The sequence below is a fragment of the Campylobacter concisus genome (assembly GCF_015230015.1).
Lineage (GTDB): Bacteria > Campylobacterota > Campylobacteria > Campylobacterales > Campylobacteraceae > Campylobacter_A > Campylobacter_A concisus_AF.
Map to the genome: position 1 here is coordinate 182,299 of NZ_JAAKZC010000001.1, position 25,748 is coordinate 208,046.

Sequence of the window (25,748 nt, forward strand, 5' to 3'; positions counted from 1 at the left end):
ACTACTCCTCGATCCTCATCATAAATGGCTCTTCTTTTATATACTCTTGCTCTTTTAAAAGCTCCATCGTTCGCTTCGCATCAGCCTCTAAGCTCGTGTGCGTCGTGAAAAATAGCACGGCATACTCGCTCTCGTCTTTTGGCTTTTGTAGCAAGCTATCTATCGAGAGATTATTCTCACTCATTAAATTTGTTATCTTTGCTAGTACGCCCATTTTGTCTTCGACTTTTAGTCTAAAGTAGTACTTCGTCTTTATCCTGTCACGGTCAAGCAGCTCTAAGGTGTTTAGCTCAAATGGCGCTTTGTATCCAAGCATAGGCGACTTGCTATCTCTTGCAATGTCGATAAGATCGCTAATTACTGCGCTTGCTGTTGCGTCGCCGCCAGCTCCTGGGCCATAGTACATCGTCTCGCCAACGACTTCGCCAACAACGCTGATCGCATTTGTTACGCCACTTGCCTTCGCTATCATTTTGTTTTGTGGCACAAGCGCAGGATGCACGCGTAGTTCGACCTTGCCTTCGCTTTTTTTGGCGATAGCTAGAAGCTTGATCGAGTATTCAAAGTCCTTTGCGAAAAATATATCTTCTGGCGTGATGCATTGAATCCCTTCTATCAAGATATCCTCTGGATCGCCGTGCACGCCATAAGCGATGCTTGCTAGGATGAGAAGCTTGTGAGCTGTATCAAAGCCACCCACGTCAAAAGTAGGATCAGCCTCAGCGTATCCAAGCTCTTGCGCCTTTTTAAGTGCGTCTTTAAAATTTGAGCCCTCATTCATCATCGAGGTTAAGATGTAGTTACTTGTGCCATTTAGTATGCCATTTATGCTTAAGATGTGGTTGGCGCTAAGCCCCTCTCTTAAGGCTCTAATGATCGGTATGCCACCAGCCACGCTTGCTTCAAAGCCAAATGGCGTGTTTTTGGCTAAATTTTGTAAAGCATATCTATGATAGGCAAGAAGCGCTTTGTTTGCAGTGACGATTGCTTTTTTGCGTTTTAAAATTTCACTCACCACTCTAAAAGGCTCTTCAACACCGCCCATAAGCTCGACAAAAACGTCGATATCATCGCGGTTTATGACGCTATTTATATCGTCAGTCAAAGGGATACCAGCGTCTCTTTTTTTATTTAAATTTCTAACCACTCCGATGACTGGCACTATCTCCTCGCCACATCTTGCTGCGATTAGTTTTTTATTTTTTAGTAAAATTTTTGCGACCGACTCGCCAACGGTTCCAACGCCCAATATCGCTACATTCATTCAAATTCTTTCAAATATTTTTTTATATTTCTGGCCGCTTGTCTTATCCTATTTTCATTTTCGATAAGAGCTAGACGCACGTAGTCGTTTCCACCCTCGCCAAAACCGATACCAGGGCTAACAGCGACTGATGCCTTTGTAAGAAGCTGCTTTGAAAACTCAAGGCTGCCTAAGTGGCTAACCTTTGGCGGAAGTTTTGCCCAGATAAACATACTAGCATTTGGCTTTTTAAGCTCCCAGCCAGCCTGAGTAAAGGCCTCTATCATCACATCTCTTCTTTTTTCATAAATTTGACGTATCTCTTCAACGCAGCTTTGATCTCCGTCAAGTGCGACTGTGGCAGAGACCTGAATAGGCGTAAACATACCGTAATCAACCCATGATTTTATCTTTTTAAGTGCGGCGCAAAGCCTTTTGTTTCCGCACATAAAGCCAACTCTCCAGCCAGCCATGTTGTAGCTTTTTGAAAGTGTATAGCACTCGACTGCGACGTCTTTTGCGCCATCTACTTCAAAAATGCTTGGCGTTTTGTAGCCATCAAAGGTAAGATCAGCGTAGGCGATATCTGAGATGATGTAAAATCTCTCTTGCTTTGCGATGCTTACAAGGCGCTCGTAAAAGCTCTTTTGCACGGTCACGGTCGTTGGATTGTGAGGGAAATTTACGACTACATATTTTGGTTTTGGTGAGCTTGCATGTATCGTCTGGATCAAATTTTCAAAAAATTTATTCTCGTCTAGTTCAAATTTATCATTGTAGTGAAGTGGCATCTTTGCGACACTTCCACCAGCAAATAAAAACGCTTGCGTGTGTATCGGATATGCAGGATCAGGCACGATAGCCACGTCGCCTGGGTTTATTATGGCTTGAGCAAGATGCACAAAGCCCTCTTTGCTACCCATGGTGGCAACTGCTTCGGTCTCTGGGTCTAAATTTACGCCGTATTTGCGCTTATACCAGTTGCAAATGGCAAGGCGGAGCTTGTAAATTCCAGCGCTGGCTGAGTAGCCGTGAGTCTTGTCTTTTTGCGCGCTTTCGCATAGTTTATCGACGATGTGTTGCGGTGTTCTGCCCTCTGGGTTGCCCATAGAGAAGTCTATGATGTCCTCGCCAGCTCTGCGTGCTGCCATTTTGATCGCATTTACTTCGGCAAAAACGTAGTTTGGCAAACGCTCAATTGTATTAAATCTTATCTCATCAAACACTGTTTGCTCCTATTTTATAAGCTTGATAATTATCTCGTTTTTAATATTAGTTATGTCGTTATTGTCGCTAATTAACGCATATTTTGCGTCGTTAGCTAAATTTATGGTGTAGTTAGTTTTTATCTCGTTTTCTCTTTTTAGATCGATTTGGTTTAAGTTTTTATCATAAATTCTAACAAGCGGCACCCATTTGTTTGGCTCGTTTGAGATGATATTTAGGCTGCTTGCACCTGCTACATCTACGATATAGACACCGCCACTTTTTACAAGCGGAGTCTCTTCGTTAAAATTTACTTTTGAGGCATTTAGGCTCATATTTTTAGCGTCCAAATAAAGCGCTAAATTTCCATCAACTCTATCAAATCCCATGATCTTAAAGCCGCTTTTACTAAGAGTGAAATTTAGTAAATTTGGATCTATGCCGCCACTTTTTAGGGCTAAAATCCCATAAGAAATTTCATTGCTATTTTTTAGAGAATTTACCCTTGCCACGCTTATATTTGCATCTTCAAGAGCTAAATTTATCGATTTGACAAATAGTGCTGAGGGGACTTTTTGCGTGCTTATAAATTTTAAATTTAAGCTATTTGAGCTAAAAGAGAGAGCATCGTAGTTTGAGCTTTGCTTTAGCCTTGAGACTAGCTCGCCAACGTTTAGTGAGCCGTTAGTGTCTAAATTTTCTAAAGAAATTTGTAGATCTTTTCCGCTACTTAGTGCGTTTGCGCTGCTATTTAGATCAAAAGCGTATGAAAAAACGCTAAAAATAAGAAATATGGCTAGTTTTTTTACCAAGATTTGCCCTTATTCATCTCGACAAACTCGTCATAAGTTAAAAATTTCATATCGCCATTTTCTACTAAAAATCTAGCTGGACGGCTTGGATTATATTTTGTCACTTTATCGCCAATCTTAAGCTCGATGTTGCCATTTCCACAAACTACTAGCTGTCTTTGGTCTAAATTTATATTTACACTCTTGCTTGTGTCGCTTGACGTCTTTTGACCATTTTCAAGGTTAATGATGCCTATCCAAACGCGCTGTTTTGGTGTGATAACCGCCTCATTTAGTGGCTTTGTCACATTTTGCTCTACTTTTGGAGCTGGCTGGGCTGCCATGCTAGGTTTTGCAGCATTTTGCTCTATGTTGGCAGGACTTACAGTCACATTTTGCTCAGCTGGAGCTGAAATTTTCACGCTTGAAGCGTTTGTGTCGATCTTTGGAGTGTTTTGAGAGATTGTTACATTTGTGTCGATTATATTTTTCTTCACTTCATTTACAATGCTTGATTGCGAGTAGCTCACGCTTGTATTGTCTTCGTTTAGGCTTGCAATGAAATTTTGGACGTATTTGTAAGCGTCAAAGTAGTAAGCACCGCCGCCGATGATAGCTAAAATGATGATCCAAAAGAAAAATCCAGCCCCACCACCGCTATTTTGTCTTTGGATCGAGACATCTTCAGGTGTGTAAGAAGAAATTTTTGGACTAACTTTTGTTTTTTTGCTCTCATCAGGCATGTTTTCTTGCATAAATGCGTCGTATTCAGCGAGAAGTTCGCTAAGATCGACGCCATACTCACGCTGTAAAATTTTGGCGTAACCTTTGATATTTAAGCGTGATAATTTTTCAAAATTTTTGTCAAAAATGTATTGTAAAAATGTGGGTTCAATGTGCGTTTTACGCGAAATTTCCTTTATGCCTATCTCTTTTAAATTTTCTAGTTCATTCATCTATCATCCTATCACAAATTATCGCAAAAGCTGCACTTACATTTAGGGAGTCCCAGCCGTCTTTTAGCTTGATACCGACGCACTCATCGCACTTTGCTAGAGCTTTTTGTGGTATGCCTTCGCCCTCTGAGCCCATCACCAAAGCCCTTTTGCCAGCAAATTTCATCTCTTTTATATTTTTGCCGTTGCTTGCCGTCGCGTAGAGCCTGAAACCACACTGTTTTAGCTCATTTAGCAGGCTAAGTCCGTCTTCAAAGATCGCTATTGGTATCTCATAAGCAGCACCGCTACTTGACCTTAAAACGCCTTGCATATTTACACTTTTTGCAACAATAACCAGTCCTTCGCAGCCTAAAGCATAAGCGCTTCTAGCGATGGCGCCGATGTTTCCAACGTCACTTATGCCATAAAGCACGGCGATGAAATTTAGCTTTTTTAGCTCACTAAAGTCTGAAAACTCATACTCGCTAACGCTTGCTAAAAAGCCTTGATGGTTGCCACCATGCGCCATCGACTGCGCCTTTTGATTATCCACGCGGATGATCTTCTTGCCTGTGCCGCAAATTTTTGAGAAGAGTTTTTTATCACACTCTTTTGAGAGATATATCTCTTCTAGGATCTGCGGACGCTTGTTCAAAATATGTAAAAATAGCTGTTTTCCGTATATTATCATAGTTGCTTATGGTAGCTAAAATCAAGTAAAATTTAACTTATTTTGCTTCTAAATTTGAGTGAATTTTTGAAACTTTGTGGGTAAATTTGAGCTTTTAAATTTATGATTTTATGAGCTCGTCGTATATCTTTTTGACATCTTCGCCAGTTATTTTGCTAAGCAGTTTTGCCTTTGCTTTTGGGGCGATATCAAGAGAGATGATCTCATCTTTTGTGATATTTTGAGTGGCTATGTTGGCACTTTTTGAGATGACAACTGCCCACTCGCCGTTTAAATTTGCTTTTTCTAAAATTTGGGCTAAATTTTTGGCTGTGCCTTTAAATTTAGTCTCAAATTTTTTGGTGGCCTCTTTTATGGCAAAGATTTCTCTCTCTGGCTCTAAATTTGCGATGCTTTGCACCAAGCTTAATATACGTTTTGGGCTCTCATAGATGACGGCTGGATAGGCTAAGCTTAGAGCGTTTTGTATGGCTAGAGCTCTGTCTCTGCCGGTGTTTGGTAAAAATCCTAAGAAAACAAACTCTTTATCGCAAAGTCCGCTTGCAACCACGCTTAAAAGTGCGGCGTTTGCTCCGCTTAAAATTTCGTATTTGATATCATTTTTTTGAGCGTATCTTACTAGGCTAACGCCTGGGTCGCTTATGCCCGGCATGCCAGCGTCACTCATATAAGCTATATTTTTGCTCCAAATTTCATCACTTAAATTTGCAAAAAATTCATCTTCGTTGTGTGTGTGAAGTGGGATAAAATTTGAGATATTTATATTTGCGTCAAAGCGTTCGTTTAGTAGATTTACAAGGCTTTTGCAAACTCTTGTATCTTCGCAGATAGCTATCTCGCATTCACGCAAAATTTTGATCGTGCGAAGCGAGATATCTTCTAAATTTCCTATTGGAGTAGGAATAAAGTAGAGCAAGGCTTATTTTTGAGCGTATTTTTTCTTAAATTTCTCAACACGGCCAGCGCTATCAACTATCTTTTCGCTGCCTGTGAAAAATGGGTGGCACTTGTCGCAAATGTCAATTCTGATTTCGCTTTTGTTTGACTTTGTCTTAAAAGTGTTGCCACACGCGCAAGTTACGGTGCAATCTACATACTCTGGATGGATCTCTTTTTTCATCATCTTTCCTTTATTATTTTGGGCTATTTGTTACCTTAAAAGTTGCTGATTATATAAAAACTAATCTAAAAATCAAATAAATCAAGCAAGAAATTTTGCCGCCACAGATATGACTGCGGTCTGTGATCTTAGGATATTTTTTGTATTTAGGCCGTAGATATTTTTAAATTTAGCCGTCTCATCCTCGCTAAATCCGCCCTCTGGACCGATTATTAATATCTCATCGTCTCTTTTTTCATTTAAATTTCTGCCGCCAAAATTTATAGCTGAGACATTTTTATAAACGCTCATTAGCTCGTCTAAATTTTTATAAATTTCAAACTCCATTAGCGACGTTCTCCCGCACTGCTCACATGAAAGTGCGTTTATGTAGTTTAGCTTTTCAAGGTCGATCTTGAAATTTGCCTGAGAAAATTTAGTATAGACAAAGGCGATCTTGCCAACACCAAGCTCATTTAAAAAGGGCATCGCCTTTTCGATCGTCTTTGGATCAACGACCGCCCAAGCGATGGTAAAGTCAAATTTATGCTCGCAGTTTAGGCTGGCAAAGACAAGGCTTAAATTTGCACTTCTGCGCTCTATCTCATCGATCTCATAGATGTACTCTTTGTCGTCGAGTAAATTTCTAACACTTATGCGTTCTCCTGCTTCAACCCTTCTAGCTTTTAGGTGTAAAAATGCCTCATTTACTATTTTCAGGCGCTCTTCGCCAGCGTTTTTATCATATAAAAATTTCATCTAAATCCCTGCTATGATGATAAAAATAATGTCGCAAATGCCTTTAATAAGGGCAAATTTTTTAAATTTCTCTAGCTCGCCAGCAATGGCGTATCTTTTTAGCCTTTTATACCCAACTGCGCTAAGTGCGATCAGGGCTATCAAGACAAGAAGCATTTTTATGGCGTTAAATTTTAGCTCGTAGTTGTAGTACGCCCATAAAATGAGCCCAGTTAGCACCAAAAAGCTAAGCAGCATATGATAAATAGGCAGAAAATATCTTATACGAAGTACGTAGTTTTTAGTCCTCACTCCAAACTGAGTAAGCGCTAGATAAAGCACCGCTAAGGCAATTAGCGCATAAAAAAACGCCACGTGAAATGGCAAAGTGTAGGCAAAAAGTGAGGCTAAATGTTCGTTCATTTCTTCTCTTTAGGAGGCTCGTTTTCTTCGACGACTGGCTCAGGTGGCAGCTGCTCGTCGATAGTTACATTTGCATCAGGCTGAGCTATCGTAACATCACTAGGGACTGGCTCACTAACGTCACTTTTGGCCTCTTCTTTATCTCCACATCCCAAAAATACGCCAGCTATAAGCAAAAAAGAGGTTATAAATTTTTTCATTAAACGTCCTTTGGATTTTCTATTTTTATCTTATTTATCATCTTTTCAAGCAAATTTTTATCTTCCCACTCGTCTATAACGGCCTCTGAAAATTTGATATCACTAAGCCTTATCTCGCCCATTTGCGCATTTATCGCGTCCTCTTTAAAGCACTGCGCATAGCCAGTGTCGGTCTCGTGCACGATGACACTATGAAGCTTCACCTCGCGCTCGCCGTTGTTCATCACGCTAAGCTCAAGTATCCGCTCTATCATGACAAAAAATATGCGGCAAAACTGCTCTGCGCTGGGATTTAGCGGGATCTCGACCCACCTTGCAGAGTGCTTTTTAAGATCGTTTTTGTACTCGTCACTATCGCCTGAAAAAATGGTTGTAGCGTGGTCGAAGCTATCGATGATCGTCTTTATGTTTTGCTTCATCAGCCCAAAGTCATAGACCATGCCAGCGTTATCAAGAAAATTTGAGCTAAGTAAAATTTCTGCTACGTAGCTGTGTCCGTGGATGCTTGTCCTGCAGCGCTTTGAGCTACAAAATCTCACGATATGCGCATTTTCAAATCTAAAAAGTTTTCTAATAATCATCAAACACCCTCTTTGTCGCCCCAAAGCCTGATGTGGATACGCTCTGAGTAGTTAAATCCATGCTTTATGGCAAACTGCGCTGTTTTTAGAGCATTTTTGCTTAGCTCGTCCTCATTTGCGCCCATCGCCATGCACCAAACTGGCAAATTTGCTCTATCTTTTATATATAAAATTTCCTCCAGCTCGGTTTTATCAAAACGCGAGAGGACAAATTTTAAAAAGCTGCTTTTAGCGTTATTTTTGATAGCTAAGATGGCATCTAAATTTATGCGTTTTTGCTCGCTAACTCCGCTATTTGCTAGCTTTACGCCAAGTGCAAAATGGCAGTTTTTATAAATTTCAAATTTATCAAAATCAACCAAGATCGTGCCATTTGTCTCAAAATGCACCTCGTAGTTTATAAGCAAATTTCTTACCAAATTTATGAAATTTTCATTTTGATGCCAGATTAGTGGCTCGCCGCCTGTTAAAACGATGATTGGCTTTTGCTCCAAGCCTTTGCATAGCCCATCAACTAGGCTTAAAATTTCATCTGCGCTATATCTTTTGTGGTGAAAATGCCCCTTAAAAACGGCCCTTATGCTATCGCATCCCAAAAGCTCTTCGCCTGTTTTTAAAGACCTTGTCTTTACGCCAAAGCCAGAGCAGTTTAGGTTGCAGCCCAAAAAGCGTAAAAACACAGCGAGCCTGCCCTGATAAGCGCCCTCGCCTTGGATGCTTAAAAATGCCTCAACTAATTCTAGCTCTTTGCTCATCAACCACCAGTTTGGTAAAAGGCCCTTGAAGAGGTCTCGTTTTCAGCCCCTAGAGCCCATTTGTTCTCTTTTGGCTTGTTAGCTAGCACTTGTCTTAAGATCTCGCTTGCTGCGACGATGTCGCCATTTGCAACTGCTTTTTTGATACTTAGCGCATCTTCAAAGTAAAGGCAAGGTATCAAAAGTCCCTCAGCGCTTAGTCTGATGCGGTTGCAACTTTCGCAAAAGTCGTGTTTGTGGGGGTCTATGATGCCAAATTTATAGCCGTCATCAAGCCTATAAATAGACGCAGGTGCGTTTGGCAATTTTTCATCTTTTGTGACATTATATTTTTGCGAGATGATCTTTAAAATTTCATCGCTTTTTAGCCCTTTTAGATCCTCTTTGGCGTGCGAATTTTCCATATATTCGATAAATCTGATCTGAGAATTTCTAAATTTAGCAAACTCAAGCAAATTTACTAGTTCATCGTCGTTAAAGCCTTTTAGCGCGACTGTGTTTATCTTTACCTTTAGTCCAGCGTCAAGTGCTGCCTCAAAGCCAGCTAAAACCTCGTGTAAGACGCTCTTTTGAGCGATAAATTTAGCCTTTTGCTCATTTAGCGTATCAAGCGACATATTTATGCGCTTTAGACCAGCGTCCTTTAGTCTTTTGGCAAAGTGTGGCAGCATAAAGCCATTTGTCGTAAGCGCTAGATCGATGTCTGGCTTGTAATCGCTTATCATCTTTATAAAGACGTCCAGATCCTTGCGCACGAGTGGCTCACCGCCTGTGATCCTGATCTTTTTCACACCCTCGTCGATAGCTACTTTTACAAATAAAAATAGCTCTTCAAATGTCAGTAAATTCTCTTTTGGCGTCCAACTAAATGGTGTCGTAGGCATGCAATATCTACATCTAAAATTGCACCGCTGCGTCACGGAAATTCTCAAATAATCAACAACCCGACCATATTTATCTATTAGCATAAAGCACCTTTTTTAAGCTTGGTTAGAGCTTTTTTAATTTTCAATTATATGTTAAAAGATTTAAATTTAAATAAAAATTTAAGCTAATTTTTGTAGTTTAAGAGTAGTTTTGTCTTTTAAAATTAGCCCAAATTTAGGCTAATTTATGAAATTTAAGCACAAATTCAACTCGCCCCATACCCACGTGAAGATCTTTAGCGATCATGGCTGCGCTTTTGCCATCTTTAAACATCTTTAGGATCTGCTCTTCTTCGTTGATGACGCTTGGGGCGATTTTATTGATATCTCTTGTTCGCTCCTCAAGGTTAAACATCCTATCTTTTTGTTCGTTTGCAAAGTCATCTATCACTCGCTCGATGCTCTTTATGGCGCGGATTATTGGCACGATTTTTTCGTTTATTTGCTCATTTATCTGCTCTTTTAGCTCATCTTTTACATCTTTTAGCTGCTCGTCATCATCAGGCTTAAAGCTTGCTAGTGCGACTAGCTGCTTTTTGAGATTGTAGTTTTCTTGCATGGCGCTCTCTATGGCACGCTCATACCTTGCAAATTTCTTATTTGTCTCGCTATCTTTTATAAATATCAAAGCTATTATTATCGCTAAAACGATGCCAAAACCTAAAAAAATGTAAATTTCCATATTTTTCCTTTACGAATTCGCTCTAAGCTCTCTTATCATCACACGCTCTCTAGCCGTCACATAAGCGTTCCAGTCGGCCTCATCCTCTTCGTGCATGTTCTCTATCTTTGCTAGCCTCTCATCCTGCGCCCTTAGATAAAGGCTCAAATTTCTCTTTGGAAAGATAGGCATCGCAATCCTTGCGTAGTAAATTTCATCTTTTTTAAATTTATCTTCGCTTATTTTTATATGCGTAAAGCCGATCTCGTCGATATCTGCGCTCTCGCTTAGCGGCAAGTATTGCTTGTGCTCATTTTTTATATAATCACTTAGCGCATCGATCTTTCTATGAAGCTCGATGACAAGCGTTAGCAAGACTTGGTCGCTCTCTTTGGTCTCGCCGCGTGATTTTGCTCGCTTTAGCCACGCTCCAAGCGCATCTTCATCGCCTGGCAAGATAGAGTTAAATTCTCTTAAAAATTTCTCATCTCCACTTCTGTCGCACTCATAAACCATGCTAAGAGGCGCTTTAAAAAGCCTTACTTCGCTCATAATACACTTATCCAAACAAATATGAAAAATAAAATTCCCAAGTAGCCATTTAGCGTAAAAAACGCCCTGTCTATCTTGCTAAAGTCACGCCTTACGATCCTATGCTCAAAAAATAAGATCACGCCGCTTACCACAATGCCAAAAAACGCCATCGCTCCAAGTCCAGCCGCCCAAGCAAAAAGTAGCCAGAGTATAAAGGCTAGAGCGTGAAAAATGGCTGATAAAAATAGTGTCGCCTTGTCGCCATATATCGCTGGTATGCTAAAGAGCTTGTTTTCTTGGTCAAATTTCATATCCTGCAGCGAGTAAAGCAGGTCAAATCCAGCCACCCAAAATGTCACACCAAGGCAAAGTAGCACGCTCCAAAGCGGTATAGTAGCGCTTACTGCGACCACGCCAGCGATAGGAGCAAGTCCAAGACTAAGGCCTAGCACCAAGTGTGCTAGCTCGCTAAAGCGCTTAAACAGCGAGTATCCGCCAAGCACGGCAAGGATAGGGAAGCTTAGCCAAAATGCGAGCGAATTTACAAAATAAGCGCAGATGATAAAGATAAACGCGTTTGCTGCGATGAAAAGCTGCATATTGCCCTTGCCGATGCGTCCATCTACGCTTGGACGGCTTGCGGTTCGTGGGTTTAGCTTGTCGATGTCCTCGTCTTGGTATCTGTTAAACGCCATGGCGAAATTTCTAGCGCTAACTGCGCAAAGAGTGCCTAAAATAAGCAGTTTAAAGCCAAACCAAGCCGAGCCATTTTCTATCTTGCTCGCAACTATCATCGCCACAAAGATAAATGGCAAAGCAAAAACCGAGTGCTTAAAAACGATGAGTTCTGCGATATCTTTTAGCTTTTTGATCATATAAATTTCCATCTTTTTAAAAAGTGTCTGATTTTACACCATTTTGCTTTAAATCTAAATTTATATTATCATTGCGAGAGTAATTTAAAATGAAGGGTTATGATGAGTAAAATAGCGATTATCGGAGATAGTTTTAGTGCGTTGTTTACGGCACTTGAGCTAGCTAAAAAGAATGAAGAAATTTTAGTTATTAGTAGCCAAAAAGATGAGTTTGAGAGCGGAATTTTAACCCCATTTAACACCCCAGCTCTCGCAAGAGATGGCGCGATATCTAGCTCATTTTTGGGGCTAGTTAGTAAAAAAAGCGAGCTTGATATAGCACTTTGCCTAAATGAAAATTTTAGAGCTTGGATGGCGAATTTCACGCTTAAATCAACAAAGACTCACGATAAAAAGATGAGAATTTTGTTTAAGAAATTTGGACAAAAGAGCTTTGAAATTTTAAAAGAGCTAAGCGAAAAATATCCGCAGATAAAATTTGAAAAAAGTGGCGTTTATCTCATCTTTAGCGAGGATGAGAGCTTTAAAAAGAGGCTTGATGAGACAAGGGTCGCTGATAGCGAGCAAGAAATTTTAAGCGTGGATAGTGAGCTAGCAAATTTTGGCCTGATAAATAAAAATATAAAAGGGGCGCTAAATTTAGCTAAAAACGCGAGTATCAATGTTAAAGAGCTACGAAACGCACTTTTTAGCGAGCTAAATGAGCTTGGAGTGCAGTTTATAAATGATGAAATTTATGAGCTAAAAACGCAGGGGCAAGCCGTGCAAAAGGCTGTTGGCGCAGCTGGCGAGTACGAGGCTGATAGCTTTGTCGTGGCGAGCAGGAATTTGGAGCTTTCAAGCAAACTTGGGACAAATTTAAGCGCCATTTTGGCTAAATTTTACACCATAGATCTTGTGTTAAACGAAGATCAGATACCTAAAAAACCGATCATTTTAAATGATATGTTTGCCAAAATTTATCCAACTAAAAATGGCGTCACGATCATCACAAATTTACAAGTGGGCGCTATCGATACGCTTGTAAAAACAGAAAAGATCAACGCATTTTTAAACGAGCTAAAAAGACACCTTGGCATAAGCGAGCTAAAAGAGCCTAGTTTTAGGGCAAATTTTGTGCTTCTTAGCTCAAACGACAAGCCAGCTCTTGGACGAGATGAGACATATCAAAATTTACTCTATAACCAAGCGTACGGGCTAAATGAACTAAGTTACGCACCACACTTTGCAGGCGTTTTGGCTGATCTTATTAAAGAGGGCAAAAGCAACGAAGATAGCGATGAAATTTTACTTTTTAGCTCATTTTATGAGGGCTAAATTTGTTTAAAGAACTAGCGCTAATTGGCACCACAGCAAGCGGCAAGAGCGATCTAGCCTTTGAGCTAGCAAAGGAATTTGGGGGCGTCATCCTAAGCCTTGACTCGCTAGCACTTTATAAAGAGATAGATATCGCCAGCGCAAAGCCAAAGCCCTGGCAACTGGAGGCTGTGAGGCACTTTGGGGTGGATGAAATTTACCCTGATGAGGAATTTAGCGTTGGGGCATTTTTTGAAATTTACAAAAAGGCAAAGGAATTTGCGTGCTCACAAGGCTGCCCGCTTATCATCACAGGCGGCAGCGGCTTTTATCTAAAGGCGATGCTTAGCGGTCTTGCGCCAGACGTGCCAAAATGCGAGCTAAATTTAAGCAACGAGGAAATTTACGATCTGGCTTTACAAAATGACCCTGAGTTTGCAGGCAAATTTAGTCAAAACGACTCTTATCGTCTCGAAAAATGGTATCAAATTTATAAATTTAGCGGCCAAATTCCAAGCGTTTGGCTACAAGAAAACACCAAGCCAAGCGTCATAAAAGAGCTTGTGATATTTGAAATTTTGTGGGATAAAGAGGAGCTTAGAGCTCGCATAGCAAAGCGGACAAAAAATATGCTAGATGAGGGCTTGATAGATGAGGCGAAGTTTTTATTTGGCAAGTATAAGAGCGAGCCAAAACCCTTAAAATCGATAGGTCTAAAGGAGTGCAAGCAGTTTTTGGAGGGTGAAATTTCAAAAAGTGAGCTTGAAACTCTCATCGCTACGCACACAGCTCAGCTTGCTAAGCGTCAGCGAACCTTTAATAGGTCGCAGTTTGAGAAGAAATTTGTTGGCGACTTGGTGCAGACTAGAGGTGAAATTTTGAAATTTTTAAAAGTATAAATTTGAGTTAAATTTAAATTGTCTAGGTGGTAAATTTAATTTAGCAGGGGGGGGCGAACAGCTCCAAAAGAAGCCGTTCGATAAATTTATATAGGCATGACCCTGATTTTTGGGCTTAGGCTCTCTTGTAAGACATTTTCTATCGCATAAAGCGTGCCAGTAGAGCCACTTGAACAGCCTGAGCAAGCGCCAAGATAGCGGATATAAACATCGATATTTTCGCCGTTATCGTTTCTGATGTCTATGATCTCTAAATTTCCGCCATCCATCATAAGCATCGGGCGGATCTCTTTATCGATGATCGATTCGATCGCTTTTAGCTGACCAACCATCGTCATGCTCTCAAAGCTAACGTCGCTAAGCGTATTGTTTGCTTGAGCGTTGGCCTGAGTCTCGAGCCTTTCTTGCTCCATCTCGGCCCTAGTATCACGCAAGATATCAACAAGGTAGTAGTCCTTTTTCTCGTGTCCGCCAGGTCTAACGCATGACTTGCAAAATGCTCCAGCTTTGGTGTACTGCGTGATCTCCTCAACCGTGTGAAGGTCGTTTAGTCTTATCACCTCTTTGATCGTGCCAAGGCTCACCCTAGCGCACTCGCAAACGATGATCTCATCTTCAAAGTGCTCTGGGTCTATGCCCTTGTAGCTTGCAGCAGCTGCCTTGATGACGTCGTATGCCATAACTGAGCAGTGCATCTTTTGAGGTGGCACAGCTGGGGTGTCTGGGTTGTCACGCATAGCTCTTTCAACATCTAAATTTGTTATCTTAACCGCTTCATCGACAGTTTTGCCGATGCAAAGCTCAGCCATCGTGTCAGAGCTAGCTATCGCCGTGCCACAGCCAAAGCTTTTAAATTTAGCGTCTATTATCTTGTCAGTTTTCTCATCAACGAGCCAATAAAGCCTGACCGCGTCGCCGCAGCTTTCTGCGCCAAAGTCAGCGATGATGAGCTTTGCGTTTGCTTTTTTGGCGTCCTCTTCGGTTAGCTCGCCCATGAATTTAGGATTATTCATCCTATCTTGCACTACCTTTGAGTATTCATCCCAGATAGAGCCTCCGATTAAGTTATTTTTTGCCATGTTTTTCCTTTAAATTTTATAATCCACTCTTATGCCACTCTGGGGCGTATGCAAATGTGCTTGAGATGCCTCTTAGCCTATTTACAGCCTTTGTTATTTGCTCGATCGCATAGTCGATCTCTTCTTCGGTGTTAAACCTTGAAAGAGAGAGTCTAAGTGCAGTGTGAGCTAGCTCTTTGTCAGCCCCGATCGCCTCCATGATAGGGTTGCTCTCAAGTGTCTCGCTCGCACAAGCAGAGCCAGTAGATGCCGCTATGCCAGCTCTATTTAGATCCCAAAGCATCGCCTCGCCCTCGACGCCTTTGATAGAGGCTAGGATGGTGTTTGGCACGCGTTGCTCTTTTTTGCCAACGACGCTAACGTCAGGAATTTGCAGCAATGCGTCTTCAAGTTTGTCACGCAAACGGCGAACGTGCGAGTGCTCGTAATCCATAAATTTATTTGCCAGCTCAAGCGCTTTGCCCATACCGACGATACCTGGCACATCAAGCGTGCCGCTTCTGCGTCCGCCCATGTGCTCGCCGCCGTGAAGCAAGCTGCTTAGTGGCATGCTATTTTTTATAAATAACGCGCCAACGCCCTTTGGTCCGTGAAATTTATGCGCTGAAAAGCTTAGGAAATCAACGTCTAGGTCTTGAACATCTATCTTTATCTTGCCGACTGCTTGTACGGCGTCAGTGTGAAATAAAGCGCCGTATTCGTGGGCGACTTTGGCAAGCTCTTTTATAGGAAAGATCATGCCAGTTTCGTTGTTTGCGCTCATTATGGCGACAAGTGCAACATTTTCGTCCATGACAGCTCTTAACTGATCTGGAGTAACGATACCATCGCTATTTACGTCTAAAACCGTAAGCTCCACGCCATGCTTTTCTAGAAATTTACAAGTTGCTAAAATGGCTGGGTGCTCGACTGCGGTGGTGACGATGCGTTTTTTCTCGCCGGTTGCTATTTTGTCAAAGTAGATGCCTTTTACAACCCAGTTGTTGCTCTCGGTCGCACATGAGGTAACGACGATGTCATCGCTATCTTTTGCGTTTATGCCAGCGTAGAGCTGATCGAGCGCTGTTCTTAGTGCTGGGTGGGTCTCTGAGCCAAATTTGTGTAGTGAGTTTGGGTTGCCATATTTTTCGCAAAAAAACGGCTTCATAAGTTCAAAAGCTTCTGGATCAACCATCGTTGTGGCGTTATTATCTAAATATACTCTCAAATTTAAAACCTTAATTCGGATAAAAAATATCCCTTTTATTTTTGATGGGATATTATAACAAAAAAGTTAAAAGCAAGTTTAAAAAATAGCTTTAGTTTTTTCAATATTTGGCTCATTTTGATAGTAAAATATATTGAAATTCCTTATCAATATTTGGCAGATACGCCATTTGCGAAATTTGGTCTAAAAAAGCCTATTTTACTCTTAATATTAATTATTTTTCTTAAGGATTGATTATTATAAAGCAAAATTATTAATATGCTGGATATAAAATAAAAAAATAAAAACAAACTTTGATGGCTTTTATAAAAAGATATATATTTTAAAATTTATTTTTAGAATATTTTTGTAATGTCACACATTTTTGCTAAACTCACCCGTTTTTAAATTTACCTAAAAGGGAAGAGATGAAAAAATATTTAGCCGAGTTTTTTGGCACATTTTGGTTAGTTTTTGGAGGTTGCGGTAGTGCGATATTTGCTGCGGCTTTTCCAGAGCTTGGTATTGGCTTTGTAGGCGTTGCGTTTGCTTTTGGTCTTACAGTTCTTACGATGGCTTACGCAGTTGGTCACATCAGCGGCGGTCACTTCAACCCTGCTGTCTCAGTCGGCTTGCTAGTTGGCGGAAGATTTGACAAAAAAGACTTCGTGCCTTACGTCATCGCACAGGTTATCGGAGCGATCGCAGCTGCTGGCGTGCTATATCTTATCGCTTCAGGCAAGGCTGGATTTGACGCTACTGCGAGCGGTTTTGCTAGTAACGGATACGGCGAGCACTCACCAAATGGCTACAATCTAGTCTCAGCGCTAGTTGCAGAGATAGTTCTAACTGCGTTTTTCCTTATCATCATCCTAGGTGCTACTGACGAGCGTGCTCCAAAAGGCTTTGCACCTATCGCTATTGGTCTTGGCTTGACACTTATCCACCTTATCTCGATACCTATCACAAACACATCAGTTAACCCAGCTCGCTCAACTGGCGTTGCGATATTTCAAGGCACTTGGGCGCTAGAGCAGCTTTGGCTTTTCTGGGTTGCACCTATTGTTGGAGCTATCATCGGAGCTATCATTTATAGGATCTTAGGCTGCACATGCGGCTGCAAAAGCGCAAAATAATTAAATTTATACTTCAAGGGCGTTTCGCCCTTTCTGCTCTTTTAAATTTAAATAAGTAAAAAGAAATTTATAAGATATTTTGAGGGATCATCTAAGAAATTTAATTCTTAGATGAAAAGAGTTTTTAGGCCTTTTTTGTCATCGCCCTAATAGGTATAACAAATATCGCTGCAATAAGGTAAAAAACGATACCAAAGACAGCTGCCATCATAAATATCTCGCCGATATCATAAAAGCTTGACTCAAGCCTAATCGTATCGACGTAATTTATCGCAAACCATAATGCTACGCCAAGAGCGATAGCAAAAACAAAAAAACCCCAAGAAAATAAAAAATTTAAAATCTTAGTCATCAACTTTTCTCCTTTTTGAGTTTATTTATCTACCTTAAATCCGCCGCCAAGTGCTCTATAAACTTCAACCGCGCTATCTACCTCATCAAGCTTAGCTGAGATATCTTGAAGCTTTGCTTGAAGCAAATTCCTCTGTGCATCAAGAAGCTCTAAGTGACCGATATAGCCAGCGTTATACTGATCTTTAGCAAGCGAATAAATTTTTTGCTGCGATTGTAGCAAATTTTTTACCTGATCCAAAGAGAGCTTTGCGTTTTGCCTTGATATAAGGGCATCTCTAACCTCACCAAGGGCCGATCTGACAGTCGCTTCATAAGTGACGGCCGCGATTTGCTCGTTTGTCTCAGCAACTCGGACATTGTTTTTTGTCCTGCCATAGTCAAATATCTTTTGAGCTAAAGAGCCACCTATATTCCAAGTATTGGCATTTCCTACAAATATATTTTCAAAATCAACACTCGTAAAGCCTAAAAGTCCAGTAAGTGAGATCGTAGGAAAATAATCAGCTTTTGCCACGCCCACAAGAGCATTTGTAGCTTTTAGATCTGCTAGCGCCTTTGCCACATCGCTTCTTCTAAGCAAGACATCTGAGCTGATGCCAGCCTTTATCTCAGGCGAACTTGGTAAATTTTGCGCACTAGCAACAGCTCCTTTTAAAATTTCATCATTGCTTTTTCCAGTTAGGATGGCTAGCGAAGTAAGCGCTTGCGACTTTGAGTTTAGCACTGAAGTTAGGCTAGTCTTCGCCCTCTCTACTTCAGCCTTGCTTTGCAGATAGGTCATCTCATTTATGCCACCAAGATCAAGCTGCGTCTTGCGAAGTGCTAACGTATCTTCGTAGGTTTTTAGAGTCTCTTTTAGCACCGCTTCTTGCATGTTTAGCGATACTAGAGCAAAGTAGCTTTTTGCCACACTTGAGCTAAGGCTTAGTCTGGCGCTATCATAGTCAAATTTGCTCGCATTTAAATTTTCATTAGCTGCAAGCACGCTATTTCTTACTCTGCCCCAGAGATCTATCTCGTAGTTTAGTCCTAAATTTATGCTCGAGCTTCTATAGCGTGTTTGAGGCTGCCCAGTGTAAGTTTCACCACTGGTCTTTGCCTTGGTATAACTTACATTTAAATTTACCCCTGGCAGCAAATCAGCCTCAGCAATACCAAGGCTTGCTTTTGCTTTTTGTAAATTTAAATATGCAATGCGTAAATTTGTATTTTTCTCAAGTGCGCTTTCGACTAGAGAATTTAAATTTTCATCGTGAAATTCTTTCCACCAAAGATCTCTTATGTCGCTTGTCTCGAAAGTGTATGTTGAGGTGAAATTTGTATCCACATTTGGCATATCTGGGCGAAACGAGCAACCAGCCAAAAACGCCGCTGTTATAAGTATAAACGCCTTATTTCTCATCTTTTTTTGCTCCCTTTTTCCAGTATTTTTCATTTAAATTTTCAAGCAAATAGTAAAACAACGGCACGAAAAATATCGCTATCGTAGTAGAAGCGATCATACCGCCAACCACGCCAGTTCCTAGTGAGTGGCGAGATGCAGCGCCTGCGCCTGTGCTTATAACCATTGGGAAAACACCTAGAGTAAATGCGATCGAAGTCATTACAATTGGTCTAAAGCGAAGTTTGGCCGCGTTTATCGCTGCGTCAAATATACTCTTACCGCTCTCGCGCTCTTGCATAGCAAATTCTACGATCAAAATGGCGTTTTTGGCCGCTAGGCCGATGAGTAACAAGAGTCCGATCTCAAAGTAGATATCGTTTGTCAGCCCTCTTATCCAAACAGCTAGCAACGAGCCAAATACCGCAAACGGCACGGCAGTGATGACTGCAAGCGGGATGAGCCATCTTTCGTACTGAGCCGCAAGGATCAAAAAGACAAAGACCATACCAAAGATAAAGGCGACTGTGCCTGTTCCTTGAGAATTTACCTCTTGATATGCTGTTCCAGCCCAGCTTATAGCGTACTCATCGCTGCTTAGTGTGTCATTTACGACCTCTTGTATCGCTCTTATCGCATCGCCTGATGTGTAGCCAGGTTTTGGATCGCCCATGATCTTAGCTGCTGGAAAGAGGTTAAATCTATCAACGATATCAGGTCCGATCGATCTTGTAAGCGTTACGACCGAATTTAGTGGCACCATGCCGCCATCTTTTGAGCGGACGAAAATTTTTCTTAGATCCTCGGGGTTGTTTCTAAAGTTATCGCTTGCCCTTGCATATACGCGGTATGATTTACCCGCAAGGTTGAAGTCGTTTATGTAGTAAGAGCCAAAGCTAGCTGCTATCGTGCTAAAAATTTCGCTCTCGCTTACGCCAAATAGCCTTGCTTTTTCTTTATCAACCGTGATCTTAAACTGGCGGTAGTTTGTCTCAAGCGTCGTTCTTACGCCAGTTAGCTCAGGTCTTGCGTTTGCAGCTGCAGTTACCTTTCTAGCATCCGCTTCTATCTCGTTGTAGCTCTTGCCGCTCTTATTTTGTAGATACATCTCAAAGCCGCCAGTCATTGATAGACCCATGATAGGTGGCACATTTACGACAAAAGTCATTGAGTTTTTTGAACCCCAAAGCATGCCGTTAAACTGACCTACTAAGGCATCTGCACCGTCCGTTGCACCTTTTCTTTCGTTCCAGTCTTTTAGCTTGACAAAGCTGATGGCCGAGTTTTCTCTAAGTGAGCTAGCTAGCATATCATAGCCTGCAAATCCCATGGTAAATTCGACATTTGGGTTGCTCAAAATGGCGTTACTAATAGATTTTACCTCTTCTTTGGTCTTTAGCATATTTGTTGAAGGTGGAAGCGAGGTGATAACCATCAAAGCGCCCTTATCTTCTGAAGGCACAAGCCCTTTTGGCACTTTTTGAAAAAGGCCATACGTAGCAAATCCCATTATGCCAATGACTATAAAGCTAATGATGACGTGTTTTAAAATTTTTGCCACGCCTGCTGTGAAAATTTTAGTACTAAAATCAAAGAAGTCGTTAAATTTCTGAACTATCCAAAATGGCTTGCTCTCTTGCCTTTTAAGCATAACCGCACAAAGTGCTGGCGTAAGAGTAAGAGCGACAAAGCCTGAGATACAAACAGCAACAACAAGTGTTAGCGCAAACTGCTTTTGTATAACGCCTACAAAGCCCTCCATAAATGAAACTGGCACGAAAACCGCGCAAAGCACGAGCACGATAGAGATTACTGGGGTTTGTACCTCCTCCATCGCCTTAAACGTGGCGTCTTTTACGCTTATTTCTTTATCTTCATGCAAAATTCTCTCAACGTTTTCTATAACGATGATCGCGTCATCTACGACGATACCGATGGCTAAAATCAAGGCAAAAAGTGTGATCAAATTTATACTAAAGCCCATAACATAAAGACCGCCAAATGTGCCTATTATAGAGACTGGAACGGCAAGCATTGGTATGATGGTAGCTCTAAAGCTCTTTAAGAAGAAGTACATTACGATAAGAACTAGTACCATCGCTTCTATGAAAGTTTTTATAACTTCGTCTATTGAGACGGTGATAAATTCAGTTGGGTTGTAGGCTATGGTGTGCTCTAGTCCAACTGGATAGGTTTTCTTTAGCTCTTCAAGCTTTGCTTTGACCGCTTCAGCAGTTGCAAGTGCGTTTGCATCGTTTTGTAAAAATAGTAAAAGTGGCACTGCTGGTTTGCCATTTAGCATAGCTTCAGATGCGTAGCTAGCAGCTCCAAGCTCAACTGTGGCGACCTCTTTTAGTTTTACCACGGTGCCATCTTCACTCTTTATCAAAATTTCGTCAAACTGCTTTGGATCTTTAAAACGTCCTTCAGAAACTACTGAATAAACATAAGGATTTTCACCCTTTGATGGCTGCTCGCCGATCTTACCAGCGGCGTATTGTGAGTTTTGAATTTTTACTTGAGAGATGACGTCGCTTGGAGTTAGTTTAAATTGAGCAAGTCTGTCTGGCTTTAGCCAAATTCTCATCGAGTACTCTTTGTTGCCAATTAGTACTGTATCGCCGATACCATTTACCCTTTTGATCTCGTCAGCAATGTTTAAATTTACATAGTTATATAGCTCAACTTGGTTCATATTTGGATTTGTAAAGCCAACTACTTGAAGGATCGAACCACTTCTTTCACGCACCGTTACGCCCATATTTTGCACCTCTTGAGGTAGCCTTGAAAGGGCAGCTTGGACGCGGTTATTTACGTCTATCGTAGCTTGTTTTGCTGATGATCCGATCTTAAAATATACGCTTATATTCATCGTACCAGCAGAGCTTGACGTGCTTTGCATATAGAGCATATTTTCAACACCATTTATCTGATCTTCGATCGCACTTGCGACTGAGTCGGCGATAGTCTGCGCATCAGCACCGCTATATGTCGCAGTTACAGAGACAGTAGGCGGAGTAAGACTTGGATATTCCTCTATCGGAAGCCCTTTGATACCCATAAGACCTGCTATAACTATGATGATAGATATAACGGTTGCAAATATCGGGCGGTTTATGAAAAATCTTGAAAACATCTATCTGCCTTTACTTGCTTTTTGTAGCGTTTGCATCTTTGCCATTTATAAATTCTGCACTTAGGTCTTTATCAGTTTCAACTGGTGCGCCAACGCCTATTTTAAGGAAGTTATTTACGATGATCTTATCGCCCTCTTCAAGGCCCTCAGTCACTACGACCATATCTTTTGTTTGGTAGCTAGTTTTTACATTTTTTTGGCTTACTTTGCCATCTTTTACGACTAAAACATAAGTGTTTGTAGCGCTTTGTTGAAGGGCAACTTGTGGGATATTAAAGGCATTTTTTTGCACAAATCCGCTCATCTTTATATGGCCAAACGCACCTGGTAAAATTTTACCTTCGCTGTTATCAAAGCTGGCCTTTGCCAAAACGCTGCCAGTCGCGGTATTTACGACGTTGTCTATAAATGTCACTTTGCCAGTGAAATTTTCATTGTTTAAATTTAAGACAGCCTCGCTATTTAGTTGCTGCCAAGCGCCGTTATCTAAATTTGCTTTTCTGCTTAGATTATCAACGTCTGCTATGTAAAAGTCAGCCTCGATCGGATTTATCTTTGTTAGCCTTACAAGCTGGGTTTGGCTTGCTGTTACAAGTGAGCCAACATCTACTTTATTATCGCCAACAACGCCGTCAAATGGAGCCGTGATAGTTGTATAGCCAAGATCGATCTTGGCATTTTTTAAAGTTGCTTTTGCGCTTACTAAAGTTGCATTTGCGATGTCATAAGCTGCAACGGCTGCGTCGTAGTCTTTTTGAGAGACTGCATTTTTCTTATATAGAGCAGAAATTCTTTTAAACTCAGTCTGCGCATTTTTTAAATTTGCATTTGCCACGCCAACAGCTGCGTCAAGCGAGTCAAAGCTAGCTTGATATTTTTCTGGATCTATCAAAAATAGCTTATCTCCAGCCTTTACCTTATCGCCTGGCTTAAAAAACTGCTTTATGATCGTGCCGCCAACCTTTGGATAGATGATGACATCTTGGTTGCTAGTAACTGTGGCCGTGTAGTCAAAGCTAATAGGCACATCTGCTTTTTGTGCAACGAAAATATCAACGTGAGATGGTGGCATTTGACGGCCTGCAGCAGCCTTTTTGTCGCCACTTTCAAAGCAGCCAGAAAGCAAAAAAACGGCAGCTGAAAGCACAAAAAAACTTTTAAATTTCAACATAAAAACCTCTCTTAATTTTAAATTTTAATCCCAATTTTAGTTTTGTAATTTTCATTACAAATTTTAAAAGTCACTGACTATAACTAAATATAAATTAAAAGTCAATTTTACTTTTTAATAATGCCATTTAAAAATAGCTCAACACACAAAGCAACATGCTCTTCACGCTCTTTTTTACTTAGTTTTGGCTCTTCGTCTAATATGAGGGCGTTGTAGTAATGTGACCCCTTTACATTTTCTATAAAGCATTTTGCGGCAAATTTGGCTGGAAATTTTGGATTAAGCTGTGCTTTTATCTCATCTCTTTCAAAGAAATTTATAAGCACAAGGTCGATCCTATTTAAAATTTGATCTAAAAATACCCTGCCAAGTTTGCCACCATTTTTAGAGCTCTCGCTTATCATTATCCTACCAAGTGAGATATTTTTCTTGGTGCAGATGATAGAAAAAATAATGGTTGCAAATTTGGTTAAAAACTCCTCCAAGCTGTGAGAAATTTTGAGATCTATCCTCTCATCGACCTCTTTTATAAGCGCATCTATCTCTTGCTCGATGATCGCTTGAAAAAGCCCCTCTTTGCTCTCAAAAAATGTGTAAATGCTAGCAAGCGAGCCGCCACTTATCGCCACGATATCGCTAAGGCTAGTCTTTTCGTAGCCATTTTTTAAAAATAGCTCAAGCGCTGTTTTTACGATGAGTTCGTATCGTTTTTTGCCTTTTTCTGAGATCGCCATTTCACTTCCCGCTAAATTTTCGCCATTTTATCATCTTTTAGGATAGATAAAGGTGCTGGCTCTTTGCACGTTGATAGTTGGCTCGTCAGTGGCGTAAGCTCTTATATTTATATGTTTTAAAAGATCTTTTTCGCTCGTGTTTTCATTTTTTGATTTTAGCGTGACGATGACCTTTTGTTTTGCACCAGCTTTTAGCGTAAAGGGCTTATTTGGACGAGAAATTTCTATACTTTTATCATCTATCTCAAAGTAAAATTTATGATCCTTGCTTTGGGTATTTTGTACTAAAAAAACGTAAGAATTTTCAACCTCACCTTGATCTAAAACCTTGTAAAGCTCGCTTGTCCTATTTATATTTAAAAGCATGCTCTCTTTTTTGCCACTCATCAGCGCCGCAGCTACCAAAACTACGCACAAAATGACAAGATAAGCAACCGTTCTAAATCTAAAAATTTTCACCTTTTTATTTTCATTTTGAGAATTTATACTTCTCCACTCGATGAGCGAGCTTTCGTTAAAATGCCCCATCACTTTAGCGCACGCATCGCTACATTCAAGGCAGTTTATGCACTCAAGCTGCATGCCCTTTCTTATATCTATATGCGTCGGACATATCCTCACGCAGGCCTCGCAACCAGTGCAAAGCGCGCCATCTTCTTTTGGCTTTTTAAATTTCTCTTTGCCATCATATATGACGCCGCCTCGTTTTTGATTGTAGATAACTTGTATCGTGTCGCTGTCAAACATAACTGACTGCACCCTCGCATACGGGCAGACATAGACGCAGAAATTTTCTTTTAAAATGACCACGTCATAGACTAGCCAAGCAGCGATGCTAAGCCAAAATGCAAGTAAAATTTTATGTTCGCTTGCATCATTTAGATAAGCAAAAAAATCAAGCGGTGGCACAAAAAACCACAAGAAATTTGCAGCTATGATAAGTGCTAAAACGCACCAAATTCCAACTGCTAATGCACGCTTAAAAATTTGACCTTGCGGCTCATTTTGTTTATTTTGGATATTTTTTCGGATCTTTAAAATTTTAGTCTGCAAAAGGTCACGAAAGAGCGTTCTAAAAATGGTCTGCGGACAGCTCCAGCCACACCAGATGCGCCCTGCAAGCGTCGTTAGAAAAAATATAGTCAAAAACAAAGTGATAAACAAAAACGGCAGCAAATATAGCTCTTGCATGTCAAATTTTGTAAAAAATAGATCAACCCTGCTCTTATCAAAACTTAGCAAAAATAGTTGCGCGTCATTTATCCTGATAAATGGCAAAATAAAGACAAATAGCGTGATACAGGCAAAAAAAATGTAACGCCTCTTGGCGTAGCTAAAATTTAAATTTTTCGACATAATAAACCTTTTTTAAAATTTTGTTGATTATAGGCTTTGGGGCATTAAAAGTGCATTAAATAATTTTGCCTAAAAGCTTAAATTTATGAAAGTTAAACTATACTCACGGCTTATTTTAATCTGAAAGGTGGTGAGGACGTTGCCTGGTATTAAGGTACATCCTAACGAGTCATTTGACGAGGGTTACAGAAAGTTTAAAAAACAAACTGACCGTAACTTAGTCGTTACTGAAGCAAGAGCTAGACGCTTTTTTGAGCCTAAAACTGAGATCCGCAAGAAACAAAAAATTGCTGCTCGCAAGAAAATGCTTAAACGTCTTTATATGCTTAGACGCTACGAGTCAAGACTCTAAAACCAAG

At 40.7% G+C, this 25,748-nt stretch carries 28 protein-coding genes; 4 read left to right on the forward strand and 24 right to left on the reverse strand.

Going from position 1 to position 25,748, the window contains the following annotated elements:
- Position 1 precedes the first annotated feature (1 nt).
- The 16 genes from G6W42_RS00900 to mqnP all read right to left on the reverse strand — a co-directional run bounded on the left by G6W42_RS00900 (position 2) and on the right by mqnP (position 11,661).
- A complete protein-coding gene (locus G6W42_RS00900) occupies positions 2-1,264 on the reverse strand; it encodes a homoserine dehydrogenase (protein WP_194172582.1) in 1,263 nt (420 codons plus the stop codon).
- The gene (locus G6W42_RS00905) at positions 1,261-2,469 is read right to left on the reverse strand and encodes an LL-diaminopimelate aminotransferase (protein WP_194172583.1); all 1,209 of its coding nucleotides are present in this window, start codon (positions 2,467-2,469) and stop codon (positions 1,261-1,263) included. The genes G6W42_RS00900 and G6W42_RS00905 overlap by 4 nt, the downstream gene beginning before the upstream one ends.
- 9 nt (positions 2,470-2,478) lie before the next feature.
- The gene (locus G6W42_RS00910; RefSeq protein WP_194172584.1) at positions 2,479-3,261 is read right to left on the reverse strand and encodes a hypothetical protein; all 783 of its coding nucleotides are present in this window, start codon (positions 3,259-3,261) and stop codon (positions 2,479-2,481) included.
- Complete coding sequence (locus tag G6W42_RS00915) at positions 3,255-4,196, reverse strand: phosphatidylglycerophosphate synthase (RefSeq protein WP_194172585.1); 942 nt, start codon at positions 4,194-4,196, stop codon at positions 3,255-3,257. Before G6W42_RS00915 ends, G6W42_RS00910 begins: the two co-directional genes overlap by 7 nt.
- Positions 4,189-4,869, reverse strand: a complete 681-nt coding sequence (gene rlmB, locus G6W42_RS00920) for a 23S rRNA (guanosine(2251)-2'-O)-methyltransferase RlmB (RefSeq protein WP_194172586.1) — start codon at positions 4,867-4,869, stop codon at positions 4,189-4,191. The genes G6W42_RS00915 and rlmB overlap by 8 nt, the downstream gene beginning before the upstream one ends.
- A gap of 100 nt (positions 4,870-4,969) precedes the next feature.
- A complete protein-coding gene (gene rsmI, locus G6W42_RS00925) occupies positions 4,970-5,785 on the reverse strand; it encodes a 16S rRNA (cytidine(1402)-2'-O)-methyltransferase (RefSeq protein ID WP_194172587.1) in 816 nt (271 codons plus the stop codon).
- 3 nt (positions 5,786-5,788) lie between these two features.
- Entirely contained in the window at positions 5,789-5,989 is a 201-nt protein-coding gene (gene rpmE / locus G6W42_RS00930) for a 50S ribosomal protein L31 (RefSeq protein ID WP_009295018.1), read from the reverse strand.
- A gap of 81 nt (positions 5,990-6,070) precedes the next feature.
- Positions 6,071-6,727, reverse strand: coding sequence for a 16S rRNA (uracil(1498)-N(3))-methyltransferase (locus G6W42_RS00935; RefSeq protein ID WP_194172588.1), 657 nt, complete (start codon positions 6,725-6,727; stop codon positions 6,071-6,073).
- Positions 6,728-7,129, reverse strand: a complete 402-nt coding sequence (locus G6W42_RS00940; RefSeq protein WP_194172589.1) for a hypothetical protein — start codon at positions 7,127-7,129, stop codon at positions 6,728-6,730.
- Positions 7,126-7,329 (reverse strand): hypothetical protein, encoded by a 204-nt coding sequence (locus G6W42_RS00945; protein WP_009295012.1) that lies wholly within the window; start codon positions 7,327-7,329, stop codon positions 7,126-7,128. The genes G6W42_RS00940 and G6W42_RS00945 overlap by 4 nt, the downstream gene beginning before the upstream one ends.
- Positions 7,329-7,910 carry a 6-pyruvoyl trahydropterin synthase family protein gene (locus G6W42_RS00950; RefSeq protein WP_148806690.1) on the reverse strand — a complete coding sequence of 194 codons (582 nt, stop codon included), beginning with the start codon at positions 7,908-7,910 and terminating at the stop codon, positions 7,329-7,331. The genes G6W42_RS00945 and G6W42_RS00950 overlap by 1 nt, the downstream gene beginning before the upstream one ends.
- On the reverse strand, positions 7,910-8,665 hold the full coding sequence (locus tag G6W42_RS00955) for a 7-carboxy-7-deazaguanine synthase QueE (RefSeq protein WP_194172590.1): 756 nt from the start codon (positions 8,663-8,665) through the stop codon (positions 7,910-7,912). The genes G6W42_RS00950 and G6W42_RS00955 overlap by 1 nt, the downstream gene beginning before the upstream one ends.
- Complete coding sequence (moaA, locus tag G6W42_RS00960) at positions 8,665-9,633, reverse strand: GTP 3',8-cyclase MoaA (RefSeq protein ID WP_012001065.1); 969 nt, start codon at positions 9,631-9,633, stop codon at positions 8,665-8,667. Before moaA ends, G6W42_RS00955 begins: the two co-directional genes overlap by 1 nt.
- Positions 9,634-9,766: 133 nt before the next feature.
- Positions 9,767-10,273 (reverse strand): DUF6115 domain-containing protein, encoded by a 507-nt coding sequence (locus tag G6W42_RS00965; RefSeq protein ID WP_103607326.1) that lies wholly within the window; start codon positions 10,271-10,273, stop codon positions 9,767-9,769.
- A 9-nt stretch (positions 10,274-10,282) separates the two neighbouring features.
- Complete coding sequence (locus tag G6W42_RS00970) at positions 10,283-10,804, reverse strand: hypothetical protein (RefSeq protein WP_194172591.1); 522 nt, start codon at positions 10,802-10,804, stop codon at positions 10,283-10,285.
- Positions 10,801-11,661 (reverse strand): menaquinone biosynthesis prenyltransferase MqnP, encoded by an 861-nt coding sequence (gene mqnP / locus G6W42_RS00975; protein WP_430640584.1) that lies wholly within the window; start codon positions 11,659-11,661, stop codon positions 10,801-10,803. Before mqnP ends, G6W42_RS00970 begins: the two co-directional genes overlap by 4 nt.
- A gap of 102 nt (positions 11,662-11,763) precedes the next feature.
- Between mqnP and G6W42_RS00980 the strand changes: the two genes are divergently transcribed.
- Positions 11,764-12,978: an FAD-dependent oxidoreductase gene (locus G6W42_RS00980; RefSeq protein WP_194172593.1), complete on the forward strand. Its 1,215-nt coding sequence runs from the start codon at positions 11,764-11,766 to the stop codon at positions 12,976-12,978.
- A gap of 2 nt (positions 12,979-12,980) precedes the next feature.
- Positions 12,981-13,856 (forward strand): tRNA (adenosine(37)-N6)-dimethylallyltransferase MiaA, encoded by an 876-nt coding sequence (gene miaA / locus G6W42_RS00985; RefSeq protein ID WP_194172594.1) that lies wholly within the window; start codon positions 12,981-12,983, stop codon positions 13,854-13,856.
- Between the two features lie 86 nt (positions 13,857-13,942).
- Here the strand turns inward: miaA and G6W42_RS00990 are convergent, their stop codons facing one another.
- Together G6W42_RS00990 and G6W42_RS00995 are read right to left on the reverse strand one after the other, a co-directional pair.
- Positions 13,943-14,935, reverse strand: coding sequence for an iron-sulfur cluster assembly scaffold protein (locus G6W42_RS00990; protein WP_194172595.1), 993 nt, complete (start codon positions 14,933-14,935; stop codon positions 13,943-13,945).
- Positions 14,936-14,951: 16 nt separating this feature from the next.
- Positions 14,952-16,142, reverse strand: coding sequence for a NifS family cysteine desulfurase (locus tag G6W42_RS00995; RefSeq protein ID WP_194172596.1), 1,191 nt, complete (start codon positions 16,140-16,142; stop codon positions 14,952-14,954).
- A 407-nt stretch (positions 16,143-16,549) separates the two neighbouring features.
- On the opposite strand from G6W42_RS00995, the gene aqpZ reads away from it, so the two are divergent.
- Complete coding sequence (aqpZ, locus tag G6W42_RS01000; protein WP_194172597.1) at positions 16,550-17,257, forward strand: aquaporin Z; 708 nt, start codon at positions 16,550-16,552, stop codon at positions 17,255-17,257.
- A gap of 124 nt (positions 17,258-17,381) precedes the next feature.
- Here aqpZ and G6W42_RS01005 read toward each other — a convergent pair whose 3' ends face one another.
- From G6W42_RS01005 to ccoG, 6 genes are all read right to left on the reverse strand, one after another.
- A complete protein-coding gene (locus G6W42_RS01005; RefSeq protein ID WP_004318043.1) occupies positions 17,382-17,609 on the reverse strand; it encodes a hypothetical protein in 228 nt (75 codons plus the stop codon).
- A gap of 21 nt (positions 17,610-17,630) precedes the next feature.
- On the reverse strand, positions 17,631-19,013 hold the full coding sequence (locus G6W42_RS01010; RefSeq protein WP_194172598.1) for an efflux transporter outer membrane subunit: 1,383 nt from the start codon (positions 19,011-19,013) through the stop codon (positions 17,631-17,633).
- The gene (locus G6W42_RS01015) at positions 19,003-22,128 is read right to left on the reverse strand and encodes an efflux RND transporter permease subunit (protein ID WP_194172599.1); all 3,126 of its coding nucleotides are present in this window, start codon (positions 22,126-22,128) and stop codon (positions 19,003-19,005) included. The genes G6W42_RS01010 and G6W42_RS01015 overlap by 11 nt, the downstream gene beginning before the upstream one ends.
- 10 nt (positions 22,129-22,138) lie before the next feature.
- Positions 22,139-23,299: an efflux RND transporter periplasmic adaptor subunit gene (locus G6W42_RS01020; RefSeq protein ID WP_194172600.1), complete on the reverse strand. Its 1,161-nt coding sequence runs from the start codon at positions 23,297-23,299 to the stop codon at positions 22,139-22,141.
- Between the two features lie 107 nt (positions 23,300-23,406).
- Complete coding sequence (locus tag G6W42_RS01025) at positions 23,407-24,033, reverse strand: TetR/AcrR family transcriptional regulator (RefSeq protein WP_103614160.1); 627 nt, start codon at positions 24,031-24,033, stop codon at positions 23,407-23,409.
- Between the two features lie 30 nt (positions 24,034-24,063).
- Entirely contained in the window at positions 24,064-25,389 is a 1,326-nt protein-coding gene (gene ccoG, locus G6W42_RS01030) for a cytochrome c oxidase accessory protein CcoG (RefSeq protein WP_194171278.1), read from the reverse strand.
- 139 nt (positions 25,390-25,528) lie between these two features.
- On the opposite strand from ccoG, the gene rpsU reads away from it, so the two are divergent.
- Complete coding sequence (gene rpsU, locus G6W42_RS01035) at positions 25,529-25,741, forward strand: 30S ribosomal protein S21 (RefSeq protein WP_009294994.1); 213 nt, start codon at positions 25,529-25,531, stop codon at positions 25,739-25,741.
- Positions 25,742-25,748 lie beyond the last annotated feature (7 nt).